This is a genomic window from Bradyrhizobium sp. USDA 4486, assembly GCF_054057995.1.
Genome location: NZ_JBSRZV010000001.1, coordinates 8227860 through 8242766 on the forward strand (window position 1 = coordinate 8227860; position 14907 = coordinate 8242766).

Here is a 14907-nt window from a genome sequence, read left to right on the forward strand (position 1 = left end):
ACGCTCCCTAGAGGAGAGAGCCCTCACCCGCGTCGCTTCGCTCCGCGACCTCTCCCGCAAGCGGGAGAGGTAACCTCCACCTCCGGCAGCTCGTCCGGAATGGCGACGTAACAAGAGGGAGAACCACATGCCCCAAAACATCACCCGCGGGATCAAGGCACTGATCGACGAGGCCAATGCCGAGATCGAGACGCTCACCGCCAAGGACGCCATCGAGATCTCCAAGAATGGCGACGTCGTCATCGTCGACATCCGCGATCCGCGCGAGATCGAGCGCGACGGCCGCATTCCCGGCGCGTTCGCCTGCACGCGCGGCATGCTCGAATTCTGGATCGATCCGCAGAGCCCCTATGCGAAGCCGATCTTCCAGGAGGACAAGAAGTTCGTCTTCCACTGCGCCGGTGGCTTGCGTTCCGCGCTCGCCGCCAAGACCGCACAGGACATGGGCTTAAAGCCCGTCGCCCACATCGCCGGCGGCTACGCCGCCTGGCGCGATGCCGGCGGGCCGACGGAGCCGTGGGAGCCGAAGAAGAAGGGGTGAGCGGTGCTTCGCTGCCGCTCCGATCTCCGCTGTCATTCCCCGCGAAAGCGGGGAATCCAGTACGCCGCGGCCTCTCGGCTCAACCACAACCGTCTCTGGAATACTGGATCGCCCGGACAAGCCGGACGATGACGCAGAGTTTGACGCGCGCTGCTTCAATCTCACTCGCGCTGCGCGCCCGGAATGACAAGGAAAAGCCAATGACCACCGCCACCGACCCCCTCGTCTCCACCGAATGGCTCGCCGCTCACATCAGCGACGCCGACGTCAGGATCCTCGACGCCAGCTTCAAATTGCCGGGCGTGCTGCCGCTGCCGAAGGACGACTATCTCGCCGCGCATCTGCCCGGGGCTGTCTTCTTCGACGTCGATGCGGTGTCGGACCATTCCAATCCGCTGCCGCACATGTATCCGAGCGCCGAGCAGTTCGGCCGAGACGTCGGCAATCTCGGCATCGGAAATAGCGACACCGTCGTGCTCTACGATGCCGGCGGCTGGGTTGCCGCGCCCCGCGCCTGGTGGATGTTCCTCGCCTTCGGCCACAATAATGTGCGCATCCTCAATGGCGGGCTGAAGAAGTGGCGCGCCGAGGGGCGTCCCGTCGAGAGCGGCGAGGTGAAGCCGAAGCCCGCAACCTTCAAGGCGAGCTACGATCCAAAGCGCGTGCGCAGCATGCAGCAATTGGTCGCCAACGTCGAAAGCCGCGCCGAGCAGGTGATCGATGCACGCGCCGCCGACCGCTTCGAGGGCCGCGCGCCCGAGCCGCGCGCGGGCATCCGCTCCGGCCACATCCCCGGCGCGCGCAACGTGCCTTACAACCAGCTGTTCGATGCCGCGACCGGCGAGATGAAGCCGCTCGAGGATCTGCGCGCCGCCTTCACGAATGCCGGCGTCAAGCTCGATGCGCCGATCGTAACGAGCTGCGGCTCCGGCGTCTCCGCCGGCGTGCTCACGCTCGCGCTCTATCGCCTGGGGATCACCGACACCGCGCTGTACGACGGCTCATGGTCGGAATGGGGTCAGGAAAACGGCCCGCCGATCGCGACCGGGCCGGCGTAACGCCGCAATGACGGTACGCTCCCTCGCCCCGCTTGCGGGGGAGAGGCGAAGAAATCACCGCGTGCGTGCGGTCGTCGTTGTTGCGAAAGCCGGCTGCTGCTGACGGAACGGATCGAGCTGCTGCTGCAACTGCTGAGGCGGCGGACGCCGGACCACGCGGTGGCGCTTCTTGGCCTTTGCCTTGCGCTTGGTTGCCTTGCCGTCCGACTTGCTGCTGTCGGCCTTGGCCTTCGCCGGCGCGTCGTTCGTGGCCGCGGCGGCGTTCAGCGCGGCGAGCCTTGTGGAGGCGACATCGATGGCCGAGGCTGCGAGGGCGGCGTCAGCCGGTGCCGGCTCGCTGACGGTCGCGGCAGGCTGGGCCTCGGGGATCGCGGCCGTGGTGTCGGCGGGGGTCAGCGTGTCGGTGGAAGCCGGCGTTGCGGCCGCCACGGTCGGTTCGGGCTTGGCTGGCTCGATCGCCGGCACTTCAGCCAGGGGCGCGGCGGCCTCAGGCTGAACGTCGGGCGCGGTCGTCAGCGCGGCAACCTGTTCGGGCTCGCTCATGGGCAGAGCGATGCTCGGCACCTGGTCGCGGAGCGATGGCGTGGTCTCGGCGGGCAGCTCCGGCTCGGCCCGCAAAACCGCGAGCACCGGCTGCGCGGGCTCGGAGGCTTGCGCGAACACCTTCTCCTGCGGGCCGTTCCGCCAGGAGGGGTTGCTGACATATTGCTCATGGGTCGCCCGCAGCAGCGCGGCGGCGCCTAGGCCGAGCACCAGGATGGAGGTTGACAGCAGGATCGCGGCAAGCAGGAAGCGAAAGCCGGGAAGCATCGGACGGGTTGCGAATTTCCGCCCCGACGGCGGTGCCGGGGCCCATGAGCCATCTGAACGCGGTGACGGTACTGATTGCCGCGTTCGCCACGCGGGATCGGAGCTCAAAGCGGTGGCGAATCAGGCTGATTCGACCATATCGCAACGCCTCCGCGCCGTTCCCTAAAATTCGGGGCGGAAGACTCCGGCAATTGACGGGGTGAGGCGATTTCCGCCCCGTGATGCAACGGGGCAACGGTCGGCTTGCGGATCACAAATCGGCAAATCCGGCGCAAATAACCCTGATATGTCTTGAATGTGCCGCGATCTTCGGTCATCTGGCCGTTGACGGCTCGGACGGGGCCCGGGGGCTATACAAGAGCGATGATGATCAAACACTTTCTGACGATATGCGCTGCCGCAACAGTCGCTGCGGCGGGAACCTCGCTCGTGCAGGCTCAGAGCTATCCGGTCCAGCAGGCGCCGAGCTATGGCGCGCCGGCCGAATATCGGCCCGGCGACCGCACCCCGAATTTCGACGCGCTGGACGATGACGACGACGTCATGCCGCAGGCCTCGCTGCCGCCGCCGGGTCCCAGCGGTCCGATCATGTCGCCGGATGATCCGCGCTACGGGCGCCCGGCTGGCGCGCCGGCGTATTCAGCCGCGCAGCCGCAGGGGCCGGTGATGTCGCCCGACGATCCGCGTTATGGCCGCCCGGCCGGCGCCCCGGCGTATTCAGCGGCACAGCCGCAGGGCCCGGTGATGTCGCCCGACGATCCGCGCTACGGCCGTCCTGCCGGCCCGCCACCGGTGATCTATGCCGATCGCCCGGCCCACGCGCCCGCCAATGATGGCCTGCGTCCGCCCGAGGCCGTTGGCGGCCCCGCCGCGACCGGAACGGTTCAGGCCGGCCAGCCGCCTGTCGGCGCCGATGGCCGGCCGATGACGATCGCTTCGCTGCCGCCGGAGGAGCAGCCCGATGCTGCGCCGGCGCAGCTCGCACCGAACCTGCGCCGCCAGGAGGTCGCGTTCCAGACCAAGGAGCCGGCCGGCACGCTCGTGGTCGATACGCCCAACACCTACCTCTATTATGTGCTGGGCAATGGCCGTGCGATCCGCTACGGCGTCCGCGTCGGCCGCGACGGCTTCACCTGGACCGGCGTACAGAAGATCACCCGCAAGGCGGAGTGGCCTGATTGGCATCCGCCGACGGAAATGATCGAGCGCCAGCCCTATCTGCCACGCTTCATGGCCGGCGGCCCCGGCAACCCGCTCGGCGCCCGCGCGATGTATCTCGGCTCGACCGTCTACCGCATCCACGGCACCAACCAGCCCTCGACGATCGGCAAGTTCGTCTCGTCGGGTTGTATCGGCATGCTGAACGAGGACGTCTCCGACCTGTTCGATCGCGTCAAGGTCGGCACCCGCGTGGTGGTGCTGCCGGGCAATCCGCCGGCAGGTACGACGACCGCATCGGCCGCGCCTGCGCCCGGCCCGGCGCCGATGGCCGCCCAGGCCGGTCCTGTTCCGGGCACGCAGCCGACCGTGGTGCCCCCGCTGCCCGCGCCGGTCACCGTGCGTTGATTTTCGCCGGCAAGAATTGACGTGACTGCGGCGCGTGTCCTTCGGCCACGCGCCGCAGTCATTTGACGCATCGCGCATTGCCCACTTGAACGGCTTCACTCCTCGACTACGTCCGCAAGGGATTGCAACGAATTCGAGGAGCACACGATGCGCATTTTTGTTGCGGGCGCGACCGGTGCGATCGGTCATTACCTTGTTCCGGCGTTGCTCGATGCGGGTCACTCCGTGGTCGGGTCGACACGCAGTGCGGCAAAGGCAGACCTCGTGCGTCGACTGGGTGCGGAACCTGTCGTCGCGGACGGCCTCGATGCGGACGGCATGCGCGCTGCCGTCGCTGCGGCAAAACCTGACGTGGTCGTCCACCAGATGACGGATCTCGCGGCCGCCACCGACCTTCGCCATTTCGACCGGGCGTTCGCGCGAACCAATCAGCTTCGCACCCACGGAGTCGACATCCTGCTCGCCGCCGCCCGCGATGCCGGCGCCAAGCGTTTCATTGCGCAGAGCTTCTGCGGTTGGACGTTCAGCCGCACGGGTGGGACGGTGAAGACCGAGTCCGATGAACTCGACCCGCATCCGCCGCAGGAACTGCGACGCACGCTCGAGGCAATCCAGTATCTGGAGCGCACCGTCACCGCGTCAACGACGCCCGAGGGTATCGTGCTGCGCTACGGATTCTTCTATGGACCCGGCACGGGCACGCTCTCGCCGGCGATGACCGACCAGCTCCGCCACCGGCGTGTTCCCGTGATCGGCGATGGCGGCGGCACATGGTCGTTCATTCACACCGAGGATGCCGCCTCTGCCACGCTTGCCGCGATCGAACGCGGACGCGCTGGCAGCATCTATAACATCGTCGACGATCATCCGGCACAGGTCAGGGATTGGTTGCCGACGCTGGCCGAACTGCTCGGTGCCAAGCCACCGCTCCATATTCCGGCTTGGCTCGGGCGCCTGCTGGCCGGCGAACACATGGTTGCGATGATGACTGAGGTGCGAGGCGCGTCCAACCGCAAGGCAAAGGACGAACTCGGCTGGCTGCTGGCGCATCCCTCCTGGCGCGACGGCTTTGCCGATGCGGCGAGACAGTCGATCAGCCAGCGCTCGGCGGCCTGAGGATCAGGCGAGCTTGCGCGGCAACTCCCCGCCCTTGGTGAAGACGTCGATCGCCTCGACCATCTGACCGTAATGAATGCGCAAACCGTCCTCCGTCGCGTAGCCGAGATGCGGCGTCAGCACGAGATTGTCGAGCTTGCGGAAGGGGTGGTCGACCGGGAGCGGCTCGACAGAGAAGACGTCGAGGCCGGCGCCTGCGATCTTCTTCTGCTGCAAGGCCTCGAGCAGCGCGGCCTCATCGACGATGGGTCCCCGCGCGGTGTTGACGAGAAAGGCGGTCGGCTTCATCCGTGCGAGATCGGCGCGGCCGACGAGGCCGCGCGAGCGCTCGCTCAGCACCACATGGATGGTGACGATATCGGCCTTGGTGAACAGCTCCTCCTTGGTGGCGTAACCGACGCCGGCTGCCGCGCACTTCTCCGGCGTCAGGTTCGGGCTCCAGGCGATCACGTTCATGCCGAACGCCTTCGCAATCCCCGCCATCTTGCTGCCGAGCTTGCCGAGCCCGACGATGCCGAGCGTCATCCCCTCGATCTCGACGCCGACAAATGTCTGCCAGGGCTCACCTGCATGCATTCGCGCATTCTCGCGGCCGATGCCGCGGGTCAGCTCCAGGATCAGGCCCATCGCGAGCGGCGCGGTCGGATCGCGCGAATATTGCGTGCCGCCGATGGCCACGCCGCGCGCTTTCGCGGCGTCCATGTCGATCGCGGCATTGCGCATACCCGAGGTGAGCAGCAGCTTCAGCTTCGGCAGGCTGTCGAACAGGCTTTTCGGGAACGCGGTGCGCTCGCGCATCGCGCAAATAATCTCGAAGTCCGCGAGCGCGCTGGCTGCAGCCTGCTCCGAGACGAAGGGATGGCTGAACGCGGTAACGTCGACGCGATCCGACAGCTTCTGCCATTCGGCGACGTCGAGGGCGAGGTTGAAATAGTCGTCGAGAATTGCGCAGCGCAGCCGGCTCATCGGCGGTCATCCATGGCGAGAGGGGACGGCGCTGGGCAATGGGCGCCATCGTCGGAACCGGGCCATGGTTGCGCGCAATCAGCCTCGCGCGCAAGCAGCTTGCGTCTTCAAAAATGCGATAGGAGGCGAGCCGCTTAGAGGTCGCGAGGCTTCAGCCGGATCGGCGCATCCATGCCATGCTTGGCGCGCCAGGCGGGGCCGGGGCCGCGCATGTAGTGCAGCTCGGGCCGGTAAGGATTGAAGGCGGTGGCGAAGAAGCGCTTCCAGAAGCCCTTGATCTCCGAGACGACGCCGGAGACGTGCCTGGCTTCTGCCGGAACAGGAACAGAATGGGTCTCGATCAGGGCCATGACGCTGTCTCGCTGTTCTCCCGTTCATTCTGAGCGGGTGGCGCTGTTGCCGCGCGAAACCGAGCTTTGGCCCGCTTTATTAAAAAAAGGTTTCAATTGTCCGGATCCAGGTCCGCATGGTGTCCGTCCCGTATTCATCCGTGGTGAACGGAGGGAAAACATTGCCCTTTCGGGGCGGGATCGTTACATCGGCGGCAAGCAAATTTCCTCAAATCGAAGGTTTCACGGGACCGATGGCGCGCCAGTTCATCTATTTCATGCAGGGCCTGACCAAGAGCTACCCGACCCGGAAGGTGCTCGATAACATCCATCTGAGCTTCTACCCGGACGCCAAGATCGGCGTGCTCGGCGTCAACGGCTCGGGTAAGTCGACGCTGCTCAAGATCATGGCCGGCCTCGACAAGGAATATACCGGCGAGGCCTGGGTCGCCGAGGGCGCCCGCGTCGGCTATCTCGAGCAAGAGCCGCAGCTCGATCCCAAGCTCACCGTGCGCGAGAACGTCATGCAGGGCGTCGCCAAGCAGAAGGCGATTCTCGACCGCTACAACGAGCTGGCGGTCAACTACTCGGACGAAACCGCGGACGAGATGACCAAGCTCCAGGACGAGATCGAAGCCCAGGGCCTCTGGGATCTCGACAGCAAGGTCGACCAGGCCATGGACGCGCTGCGCTGTCCGCCCGACGATGCCGACGTCACGAAACTCTCGGGCGGTGAGCGCCGCCGCGTCGCGCTGTGCCGCCTTTTGCTCGATCAGCCCGAACTGCTGCTGCTGGACGAGCCGACCAACCATCTCGACGCTGAGTCGGTGTCCTGGCTTGAAGGTCATTTGCGCAACTATCCGGGCGCGATCCTGATCGTCACCCACGACCGCTACTTCCTCGACAACGTCACCGGCTGGATCCTCGAGCTCGATCGCGGCCGCGGCATCCCCTATGAGGGCAATTATTCGTCCTGGCTGGTGCAGAAGCAGAAGCGCCTGGAGCAGGAAGGCCGTGAAGAGGCCGCGCACCAGAAGACGCTGGCCCGCGAGCAGGAGTGGGTCGCATCCTCACCCAAGGCGCGCCAGGCGAAGTCGAAGGCGCGCTACCAGCGCTATGAGGAGCTGCTCAAGCAGGCGAGCGAGAAGCAGACCCAGACCGCGCAGATCATCATCCCGGTCGCCGAGCGGCTCGGCGCCAACGTGGTCGACTTCGAAGGTCTCAGCAAAGGATATGGCGATCGCCTGTTGATCGACGATCTCACCTTCAAGCTGCCGCCCGGCGGCATCGTCGGCGTGATCGGTGCCAACGGCGCCGGCAAGACCACGCTGTTCAAGATGATCACCAAGCAGGAAAACGCCGGACAAGGGCACGATCACGATCGGCGAGACCGTGCATCTCGGCTATGTCGACCAATCGCGCGACGCGCTCGACGGCAACAAGACGGTGTGGGAGGAAATCTCCGGCGGCAACGAGCTGATCCTGCTCGGCAAGAAGGAAGTCAACTCGCGCGGCTATTGCTCGGCGTTCAACTTCAAGGGCGCCGACCAGCAGAAGAAGGTCGGCGCGCTCTCCGGCGGTGAACGCAACCGCGTCCATCTCGCCAAGATGCTGAAGTCCGGCGCGAACGTGCTGCTGCTCGACGAGCCGACCAACGATCTCGACGTCGATACGCTCCGCGCGCTCGAAGAGGCGCTGGAGGACTTTGCCGGCTGCGCCGTCATCATCAGCCACGATCGCTGGTTCCTCGACCGTATCGCGACCCATATCCTGGCCTTCGAAGGCGACAGCCATGTCGAATGGTTCGAAGGCAACTTCCAGGATTACGAGAAGGACAAGATGCGCCGGCTCGGCCAGGACAGCATCATCCCGCATCGCGTGAAGTACAAGAAGCTGACGCGGTGATTTCGGCATGATGCGTCGGGCGCTCATCGCTGCGGTGATCATGGTCACCTGCACCTGGTCGTCCGCCCGCGCTGCCGACGCCGCGTTCACGCAGTTCATCGCTTCGCTGTGGCCGGAGGCGCAGGCCGCCGGCGTCTCGCGCGCAACGTTCGATGAACAGACGCGCGGGCTCGAGCCTGACTACAAGCTGCCGGATCTGATCCTGCCGGGCCGGCCCGCGACCGGCGCGCCGTCGCAGGCCGAGTTCGTGCAGGTGCCCGCCGACTACGTGAAAGAAGCTTCGATCGCGCGGCTTGCCGGCGAGGGGCAGCGGCTGCTGCAGAAATATCGTCCGCAACTGACCGAGATCGAGAAAAAGTCCGGCGTGCCGGCGACCGTCATGCTCGCGATCTGGGGTCGCGAGACTGATTACGGCCGCTACACGCTGCCTTACGATCTCGTCCGCGTCCTGGCGACGCAGGCCTATGTCGGCCGCCGCAAGGACACCTATCGCAACGAGTTCATCCTCTCGCTGAAAATTCTGGGCGAGGGTGTGGTGACGCGCAAGGACATGCGTTCATCCTGGGCCGGCGCCACCGGGCTGACGCAGTTTCTGCCGTCCGAATACTACAACCACGGCGTCGACTTCGACGGCGACGGCCGCATCGACATCTGGCACTCGGTGCCGGATGCGCTGGCCTCGGCCGCGCAGCAGCTCGTCAACAAGGGCTGGCAAAGCGGCGTGCGTTGGGCCTACGAGGTGCAGGCGCCCGCGAAAATCGATTGCACCATCGGCGTGCCGGAGGTGACGAAGCCGATCGGCCAATGGTTGCGCGAAGGCTTTGTGCCGGTGCGCGGCGCGAGGCTCAGCGCCGCCGAACAAGCTCAGCCGGCGTCGCTGCTCCAGCCGGAAGGTATCTATGGTCCGTCGTTCCTGACCACGAAGAACTACTTCGTCATCAAGGAATACAATTTCTCCGATCTCTACGTGCTGTTCGTCGGCCATCTCAGCGACCGCATGACGAGCCCGCTGCCGTTCGCAACACCATGGGCCGCCTCGAAGCAGCTGCGCACCAAGGATGTCGAGACCATGCAGCGTGGGCTCACGCGCATCGGGCTCTACAAGGACAAGATCGACGGCAAGGCCGGAATGCAGACGCGCGCTGCGCTCGGCGCTTACCAGAAGTCCGCGGGCCTGAAGGTCGATTGCTGGCCGAGCGAAGAGGTGCTGCGCTCGATCCAGGCGGCGCGCTAGATGTCATGCCAAAAAGAAAAAGCCCGGCCGATATGGTGTCGGCCGGGCTTCGATCGCTGCGCCTCGATGTGCGCCGTGCGATCAGATCAGTAGCAAACGCGAACCGGGCGAACGACCCAGCCGTAGCCGTCCCAATAGCGCTGACGCTGCCAGTAGCAGGGCGGGGGCGGCGGGCCGGGCTCGGCGACGTAAACCGGCCCACCATAGGCCGGACGGCTCGAGGCGATGGCGCCGCCGACGATGGCGCCGCCGATCAGGCCCGCTGCGATACCGGCGCCGACGCCGTCACCGGCTTTGGCGGACGGAGCGGCGGTCACCAGCGAACCGGCGACCGTCGCAACCGTGAGGACGGCAACAATAGTCTTCTTCATGCTCTTGGCTCTCCTGGAGATGGACGTCCCTTGTTAGGAGCGTCCGGGTTTCAAAGGTTCACGCACACTCTAATGAAATCGACCGTGCAGCTAGGAAGCGCGCAATTGGTCAATCCACGGTAAACGCACACGGAGCTGTGACGAGAAAAAGCGGTCTTTTTCAGGCCCCAGGATGAACGGCGCATCCGTAGTGAACCGGCCACACGCAGCTCAGGCCCCGCCTCAGCCGCAGACTCGGACGCGGCGGACGCGCCAGGCGTAGCCGTCCCAGAAGCGCTGCTTCTGCCAGACACAGCCGTCGCCGTAATAGTCGTCGGCGACATAGCCGGGACCTGGCGCGTAGTAGCGGGGCGGGTAATAGCCCGGTTCATAATATCCGGGCCCAGGTCCGTAATAATACGGAGACGCCAGGGCGCCGCCGACGATGGCGCCGCCAATGATCCCGGCTGCCACGCCTGCGGCGACGCCGCGCTGTGCATGGGCGGGTGTTCCGGGCGTCAAGCCCAGGATGGCGACGGCAGCAACTGCCAGGAGCGACTTCTTCATTGGCTTGCCTTTCAACTCGGGGAACTCTTTGGGATCTAAGTTCCATACTCCATTTGAACGATCGATGAACGGTATCTTTGCGGGGTGCGACCAATTGATGTGGATCGCAGGTCCGCCAAAGAGGCGACCTAAAGGAGGCGACGATGGGTAGCGCGATGATCAATGCTTTGATTGCCGCCGGGGTCATCGTCGCGATCGGCTACGGCTGGATCAGCTATCTCCAGAACCGGGGCCGGCGTTCGCGGGCAGCGGCCGGAACGAACGGCGGCAGTGGCGGCGACGGCTATTCCGGATCGAGCGACGGCTTCCCGCTGGGGAGCTGGTTTTCCAGCGACAGCTCGTCAGGCTCGAGCGACAGTTGTTCGAGCAGCGATAGCGGCAGCAGCGGCGGGGATTGTGGAGGCGGCGGCGATGGTGGTGGAGGCGGCGGCGACTGATCTTGATCCAGCGCAATACCGTATTTTAGAGCCGTTCTAGGCTGCTTCCGGGCTAGTTTGGAATAGCTTCAAATACCGGTTTTTCCCTTTGCATCCGGACGGCCCGTTAAATATCGATGATGACGCATCACCGAAGGGCCTACCGCTTCCATGATCGTTTGTTCTTGTAACGTGCTGAGCGATGACGACATCCGCGCCGCCGTCGCCGAGTCCGACGATGCCGTGCGTCATGCCAAGCAGGTCTATGGATGCCTCGGATGCAGTGCCGAATGCGGCCGCTGCGCGCGGACGATCAAGACCATCATCGACGAAGCGCTCGGCCCCTGCGCCAAGTCCTGCTGCGCGGGCTGCCCGCACAGCCACACCGTGGCCGCCAATGACGAGACGGCCGAGCCAGCCGAGTTCGCCCTTGCTGCCTGCTGAAAGCTTTCGCAATTCCGGCTGAGTTTTTCCCCGGCTGCGCCCCCGTAGCCGGTTGCCCTCATCCTTAAACTGACTTAGAAGCGTTCTAAATTCGGTTAGGGCCGATTTGGACTGCAAGAGCTGGAGTGAATCATGCAGGGCGACGCAAAAGTCATCGAGTACCTCAACAAGGCGCTGCGTCACGAACTGACTGCGATCAACCAGTACTGGCTGCACTACCGCTTCCTCGACAATTGGGGCCTCCTCGACATGGCCAAGGTGTGGCGCAAGGAATCCATCGAGGAGATGGAGCACGCCGACAAGCTCACCGCGCGCATCCTGTTCTTCGACGGCTTCCCGAACATGCAGGTACTCGATCCCTTGCGAATCGGCCAGAACGTCAAGGAGATCATCGAGTGCGACCTCGCCGCCGAGATGAGCGCCCGCGCGCTTTATCAGGAAGCGGCGACCTACTGTCACGGCGTCAAGGACTACGTCACGCGCGACCTGTTCGAGAAGCTGATGAGCGACGAGGAGCACCACATCGACTTCCTGGAAACCCAGCTCGATTTGATCGGCCGCATCGGCCTCGAGCTCTACACCCAGAAGCACGTCGGCGGGCTCGAGGGCGAGGGGCATTAAGCCTCGGCGTCTACCACACACTCCGATGTCGTCCCTGCGAAAGTTGGGACCCATACCGCGGAATGTGTCGATCGTTGCCGATGGCAGCACGAGGGAAGAGCCCTCGCCAAATGACGTTCGTGGTTACGGGTCCCGGTTCGCGCTTCGCCTTGCTACGCTCGCCCGGGACGACGCCGCGATTGCGGCGCGAGCTACAGCCTACAACTGCATCTTGTAGCGCGCTTCCACGATCTCCTGGCTCTCCGGCTCGCCGAGCCCGGTCTGATCGTGAATGACCTCGCCGATGCTCGGCATCACCGAGCGCTGCACCTTCTCCGGCGACCACAGCTTCGAGCGCATCAGCGCCTTGCCGCAGTGGAAATAGACTTCGCTGACGGCGACGTTCAGCACCGCGCGCGGAGGCTTGCCGAATTCCACCATCGAGGCGAGCAGATCGGGATCGGCCGACAGCGTGCCGCGGCCGCCGACGCGCAGCGTCTCGTCGATCCCCGGCACAAAGAACAACAGGTGCACGAAGCCCGAGCCTTCGAAGACGTTGCGAAAGCTGTCGATCCTGTTGTTGCCGGAGCGGTCGGGCATCAGTAGCTGGTTGGGCCCGGCGACGCGGACGAAGCCGATGCTGCCGCCGCGCGGAGAGGCATCGACGCTGCCGTCAGCGCCTGACGTCGCCAGCACGCAGAAAGGCGACATCTCGATGAACTTCTTCGCATGCGCGTCGATCGCAGGACGTGCCTTCGCGATCACCCGCGGGCTCGGCTTGGCATAGATGGTGGCGAGGTCTTCGGCGCAAAGATCGATCAACGGCATGCCTCCACATCAAAACTGGTCGTCAAACTAGCCGATCGCGCCGCCTCCGGCCAACTAAATCACCACGAGGCACTAGACCGCATCCGCCGGCACGAAGCAGCTGATGATAATAGCGCCGCGGTGATGGACGTACCACACCACGGCTTGTCCAACCGGATTGCCGCGATCGCGGATGATGGCGCGCTCGGGCACCTCCATCCAATGTCCTTCGATCGGTACCCAATAGACGCCGCCTCGTACATCGTAGTCGGTGCGATGCCCATCCGAGATGTCGCAGCACGGCACGCCATTCGGCGCAATCACGCTCTTGAACCAGGCGCGGATATCGGGCGGGATGTGCTCATACTGGCCGTTGTCGAACGCGAACGCCGCGCCTGTCAGCGCAATCGTCGCGGCCAGCGAGACGCACAGCGCGAGCCTGTGCATGCGATCCTCCGTCGCGCTTCGATTCGTATCGTTGTTGCGATTAAGCCCGAGCTGTCAGCGCATTGCATGCTCAAATAATATGCGGCGTGAGAGCTGCCGCACATGATGCATTGCGATATGATCTTCGCTATCGCGTCTCGAGCGATGCGAGCAGCGATTTCGGCGCAACATTGCGCCAAGCCATCTCGAGCGCGCTTCGCAGCGTCACCGGATCGATCTTCGCCAGCTTCACATTCGTGCTGCCGCTCTTGCCCCAGGCGCCCGGCACCGGACGAAACATCTCTGGTTCCGCGTCGACCAGCACGGCCTGCTGGTCCGGCGTGAGCTTCACCATGCCCCACGTGTCATCGGGTAGCCCAGAGTCGCGAACACGCGCTTGCCGGCACGAAAGTCGGCATGGCCGTGATGTGCGCCCTCGATGACGCCGGGCAGCGCGAGTGCGGTCTTGCGAAAGCGTGCCTTCGACATGCTGTCCAGCTGCTCGACTTACATCGTCCACTGCCCGTTGCGGCTCGTCATCAGCGGCCGCGTTGCGGCGGAACTTAGCAGAACCGCGCTCGAGGATGTAGGATTTCGTTTCCGCCGATCGTCCTTATGGAAACCCCCGGGAGCGACTGCATGTGCCGCAACATCAAGACGCTATTCAACTTCGAGCCGCCGGCGACCGAGGACGAGATCCATGCCAGCGCACTCCAGTTCGTGCGCAAACTGTCCGGTTTCAACAAACCGTCGCAGGCCAATGAGGAGGTGTTCGACCGCGCGGTGGCGGAGGTCTCGGAAGCCGCGCGAAGACTCCTGACCTCGCTGCACACCCATGCACCGGCGCGCGACCGCGAGGTCGAGGCGGAAAAAGCAAGGGAGCGCTCGCGGCTGCGGTTCGGCTGAGCCACTCCGTGATCTGGCTCACGGTCGGAGCCGCCTCGGGCTGCGAGGATGTCTGCCGGGGTTTTGACAGCCCGGAGCACGACCATGAGCCGCCCCCTTCTTCCGCTGAAAGCAGGTGCCATCATCTTCACGCTGCTGTGGACCGCCTGGATGATGTGGTGGAGCGGCTCGTTCTCGAGCGCGAACATCGTCATCCTCGCTTTGTGCGGCGCGGCAGTCGGCTATCTCTGGTACCGGGCCATGCGCTGGCAGTTCGAGCGCATGGGCATGCTGTCGCGAGGTGAGGACCGGACGGACTAGATTCGCCAGCTAGTTCTTGTGGCCGTGCTTCTTCTTTTTCTTCTTTTTCTTGCGATCGTCGTTATCGTCGTGATCGTCGCCGTGCATCTCGTCGGGCTCCTGCACGGCGGCTTCCAGTGCGGCGCGCTCGGCTGCTTCCTGTGCTTCGCGCTCGGCGGCTTCACGCTCGCGCTGGCGGCGGCGTTCGTCCCAGGCATCGAACAGCTGATCGAGCCAAGGCAAGACCTGCTCGATCGACGGCAGCTGGCCGGGCGGTCCGGCCTCGCCGCGCGGGCCCGGTGGCCCTTGCGGCCCGACCGGTCCCCGCGCACCGGTTTCGCCGGCCTTACCTGGCAGGCCGGGCTTGCCCTGAGGACCGGCCTTTCCGGTCGGGCCGGGCTTGCCTTGAGGCCCCGGCTTGCCGCGCGCGCCGTCTGGCCCTCGCTTGCCTGGATGACCCTGCGGTCCCGGCCGTCCCGGCTCGCCCTGCCGCCCGCGCGGCCCCGGAGGTCCCTGCCGTCCTTGATCGTCTGCCACGCCACTACTCCCCTCTGAGGAAGGAAGCTACTTAGCGGCGTTTGACGACA

The 14907-nt window shown here is 65.1% G+C and carries 20 protein-coding genes and 1 pseudogene; 11 read left to right on the top strand and 10 right to left on the bottom strand.

Annotation, left to right across the window (positions count from 1 at the left end; genetic code table 11):
* Positions 1 to 127 precede the first annotated feature (127 nt).
* Together ACVWY3_RS38830 and sseA are read left to right on the top strand one after the other, a co-directional pair.
* Positions 128 to 541, top strand: coding sequence for a rhodanese-like domain-containing protein (locus tag ACVWY3_RS38830; protein ID WP_456843164.1), 414 nt, complete (start codon positions 128 to 130; stop codon positions 539 to 541).
* Positions 542 to 741: 200 nt separating this feature from the next.
* Positions 742 to 1599 (top strand): 3-mercaptopyruvate sulfurtransferase, encoded by an 858-nt coding sequence (gene sseA, locus ACVWY3_RS38835; protein WP_456843165.1) that lies wholly within the window; start codon positions 742 to 744, stop codon positions 1597 to 1599.
* A 54-nt stretch (positions 1600 to 1653) separates the two neighbouring features.
* Here sseA and ACVWY3_RS38840 read toward each other — a convergent pair whose 3' ends face one another.
* Positions 1654 to 2409, bottom strand: a complete 756-nt coding sequence (locus ACVWY3_RS38840; RefSeq protein WP_456843166.1) for a hypothetical protein — start codon at positions 2407 to 2409, stop codon at positions 1654 to 1656.
* 366 nt (positions 2410 to 2775) lie between these two features.
* Here ACVWY3_RS38840 and ACVWY3_RS38845 point away from each other — a divergent pair, with 366 nt between their 5' ends.
* Positions 2776 to 3975 (top strand): L,D-transpeptidase family protein, encoded by a 1200-nt coding sequence (locus ACVWY3_RS38845; RefSeq protein WP_456843167.1) that lies wholly within the window; start codon positions 2776 to 2778, stop codon positions 3973 to 3975.
* A gap of 147 nt (positions 3976 to 4122) precedes the next feature.
* Positions 4123 to 5091 carry an NAD-dependent epimerase/dehydratase family protein gene (locus tag ACVWY3_RS38850; RefSeq protein WP_456843168.1) on the top strand — a complete coding sequence of 323 codons (969 nt, stop codon included), beginning with the start codon at positions 4123 to 4125 and terminating at the stop codon, positions 5089 to 5091.
* Between the two features lie 3 nt (positions 5092 to 5094).
* Here ACVWY3_RS38850 and ACVWY3_RS38855 read toward each other — a convergent pair whose 3' ends face one another.
* Together ACVWY3_RS38855 and ACVWY3_RS38860 are read right to left on the bottom strand one after the other, a co-directional pair.
* Positions 5095 to 6057, bottom strand: coding sequence for a D-2-hydroxyacid dehydrogenase family protein (locus ACVWY3_RS38855; RefSeq protein ID WP_456843169.1), 963 nt, complete (start codon positions 6055 to 6057; stop codon positions 5095 to 5097).
* Between the two features lie 134 nt (positions 6058 to 6191).
* The gene (locus ACVWY3_RS38860; protein ID WP_456843170.1) at positions 6192 to 6407 is read right to left on the bottom strand and encodes a hypothetical protein; all 216 of its coding nucleotides are present in this window, start codon (positions 6405 to 6407) and stop codon (positions 6192 to 6194) included.
* A gap of 233 nt (positions 6408 to 6640) precedes the next feature.
* Here ACVWY3_RS38860 and ettA point away from each other — a divergent pair.
* Positions 6641 to 8291 (top strand): annotated as a pseudogene (gene ettA / locus ACVWY3_RS38865) (energy-dependent translational throttle protein EttA).
* 7 nt (positions 8292 to 8298) lie between these two features.
* Entirely contained in the window at positions 8299 to 9525 is a 1227-nt protein-coding gene (locus ACVWY3_RS38870) for a lytic murein transglycosylase (RefSeq protein WP_456843171.1), read from the top strand.
* A gap of 86 nt (positions 9526 to 9611) precedes the next feature.
* On the opposite strand, the gene ACVWY3_RS38875 is transcribed toward ACVWY3_RS38870, so the two are convergent.
* Both ACVWY3_RS38875 and ACVWY3_RS38880 read right to left on the bottom strand, forming a co-directional pair.
* On the bottom strand, positions 9612 to 9896 hold the full coding sequence (locus tag ACVWY3_RS38875; RefSeq protein WP_456843172.1) for a hypothetical protein: 285 nt from the start codon (positions 9894 to 9896) through the stop codon (positions 9612 to 9614).
* Between the two features lie 222 nt (positions 9897 to 10118).
* On the bottom strand, positions 10119 to 10442 hold the full coding sequence (locus ACVWY3_RS38880) for a hypothetical protein (RefSeq protein WP_456843173.1): 324 nt from the start codon (positions 10440 to 10442) through the stop codon (positions 10119 to 10121).
* A 143-nt stretch (positions 10443 to 10585) separates the two neighbouring features.
* Here ACVWY3_RS38880 and ACVWY3_RS38885 point away from each other — a divergent pair, with 143 nt between their 5' ends.
* From ACVWY3_RS38885 to bfr, 3 genes are all read left to right on the top strand, one after another.
* Positions 10586 to 10879: a hypothetical protein gene (locus tag ACVWY3_RS38885; RefSeq protein WP_456843174.1), complete on the top strand. Its 294-nt coding sequence runs from the start codon at positions 10586 to 10588 to the stop codon at positions 10877 to 10879.
* Between the two features lie 150 nt (positions 10880 to 11029).
* On the top strand, positions 11030 to 11302 hold the full coding sequence (locus ACVWY3_RS38890; RefSeq protein ID WP_456843175.1) for a (2Fe-2S)-binding protein: 273 nt from the start codon (positions 11030 to 11032) through the stop codon (positions 11300 to 11302).
* A gap of 132 nt (positions 11303 to 11434) precedes the next feature.
* Complete coding sequence (bfr, locus tag ACVWY3_RS38895; RefSeq protein ID WP_235544219.1) at positions 11435 to 11923, top strand: bacterioferritin; 489 nt, start codon at positions 11435 to 11437, stop codon at positions 11921 to 11923.
* Positions 11924 to 12121: 198 nt separating this feature from the next.
* On the opposite strand, the gene ACVWY3_RS38900 is transcribed toward bfr, so the two are convergent.
* The 4 genes from ACVWY3_RS38900 to ACVWY3_RS38915 all read right to left on the bottom strand — a co-directional run bounded on the left by ACVWY3_RS38900 (position 12122) and on the right by ACVWY3_RS38915 (position 13624).
* Positions 12122 to 12724, bottom strand: coding sequence for an MSMEG_1061 family FMN-dependent PPOX-type flavoprotein (locus tag ACVWY3_RS38900; RefSeq protein ID WP_456843564.1), 603 nt, complete (start codon positions 12722 to 12724; stop codon positions 12122 to 12124).
* Positions 12725 to 12802: 78 nt separating this feature from the next.
* A complete protein-coding gene (locus ACVWY3_RS38905) occupies positions 12803 to 13156 on the bottom strand; it encodes a hypothetical protein (protein WP_456843176.1) in 354 nt (117 codons plus the stop codon).
* A 127-nt stretch (positions 13157 to 13283) separates the two neighbouring features.
* Positions 13284 to 13490 (bottom strand): hypothetical protein, encoded by a 207-nt coding sequence (locus ACVWY3_RS38910; protein ID WP_456843177.1) that lies wholly within the window; start codon positions 13488 to 13490, stop codon positions 13284 to 13286.
* Positions 13484 to 13624, bottom strand: a complete 141-nt coding sequence (locus ACVWY3_RS38915) for a hypothetical protein (protein WP_456843178.1) — start codon at positions 13622 to 13624, stop codon at positions 13484 to 13486. Before ACVWY3_RS38915 ends, ACVWY3_RS38910 begins: the two co-directional genes overlap by 7 nt.
* Positions 13625 to 13774: 150 nt before the next feature.
* Here ACVWY3_RS38915 and ACVWY3_RS38920 point away from each other — a divergent pair, with 150 nt between their 5' ends.
* Both ACVWY3_RS38920 and ACVWY3_RS38925 read left to right on the top strand, forming a co-directional pair.
* Positions 13775 to 14041 (top strand): DUF2277 domain-containing protein, encoded by a 267-nt coding sequence (locus ACVWY3_RS38920; protein ID WP_456843179.1) that lies wholly within the window; start codon positions 13775 to 13777, stop codon positions 14039 to 14041.
* Between the two features lie 84 nt (positions 14042 to 14125).
* On the top strand, positions 14126 to 14341 hold the full coding sequence (locus ACVWY3_RS38925; protein WP_456843180.1) for a hypothetical protein: 216 nt from the start codon (positions 14126 to 14128) through the stop codon (positions 14339 to 14341).
* 9 nt (positions 14342 to 14350) lie between these two features.
* Here ACVWY3_RS38925 and ACVWY3_RS38930 read toward each other — a convergent pair whose 3' ends face one another.
* Positions 14351 to 14857: a collagen-like protein gene (locus tag ACVWY3_RS38930; protein ID WP_456843181.1), complete on the bottom strand. Its 507-nt coding sequence runs from the start codon at positions 14855 to 14857 to the stop codon at positions 14351 to 14353.
* Positions 14858 to 14907: the final 50 nt, after the last annotated feature.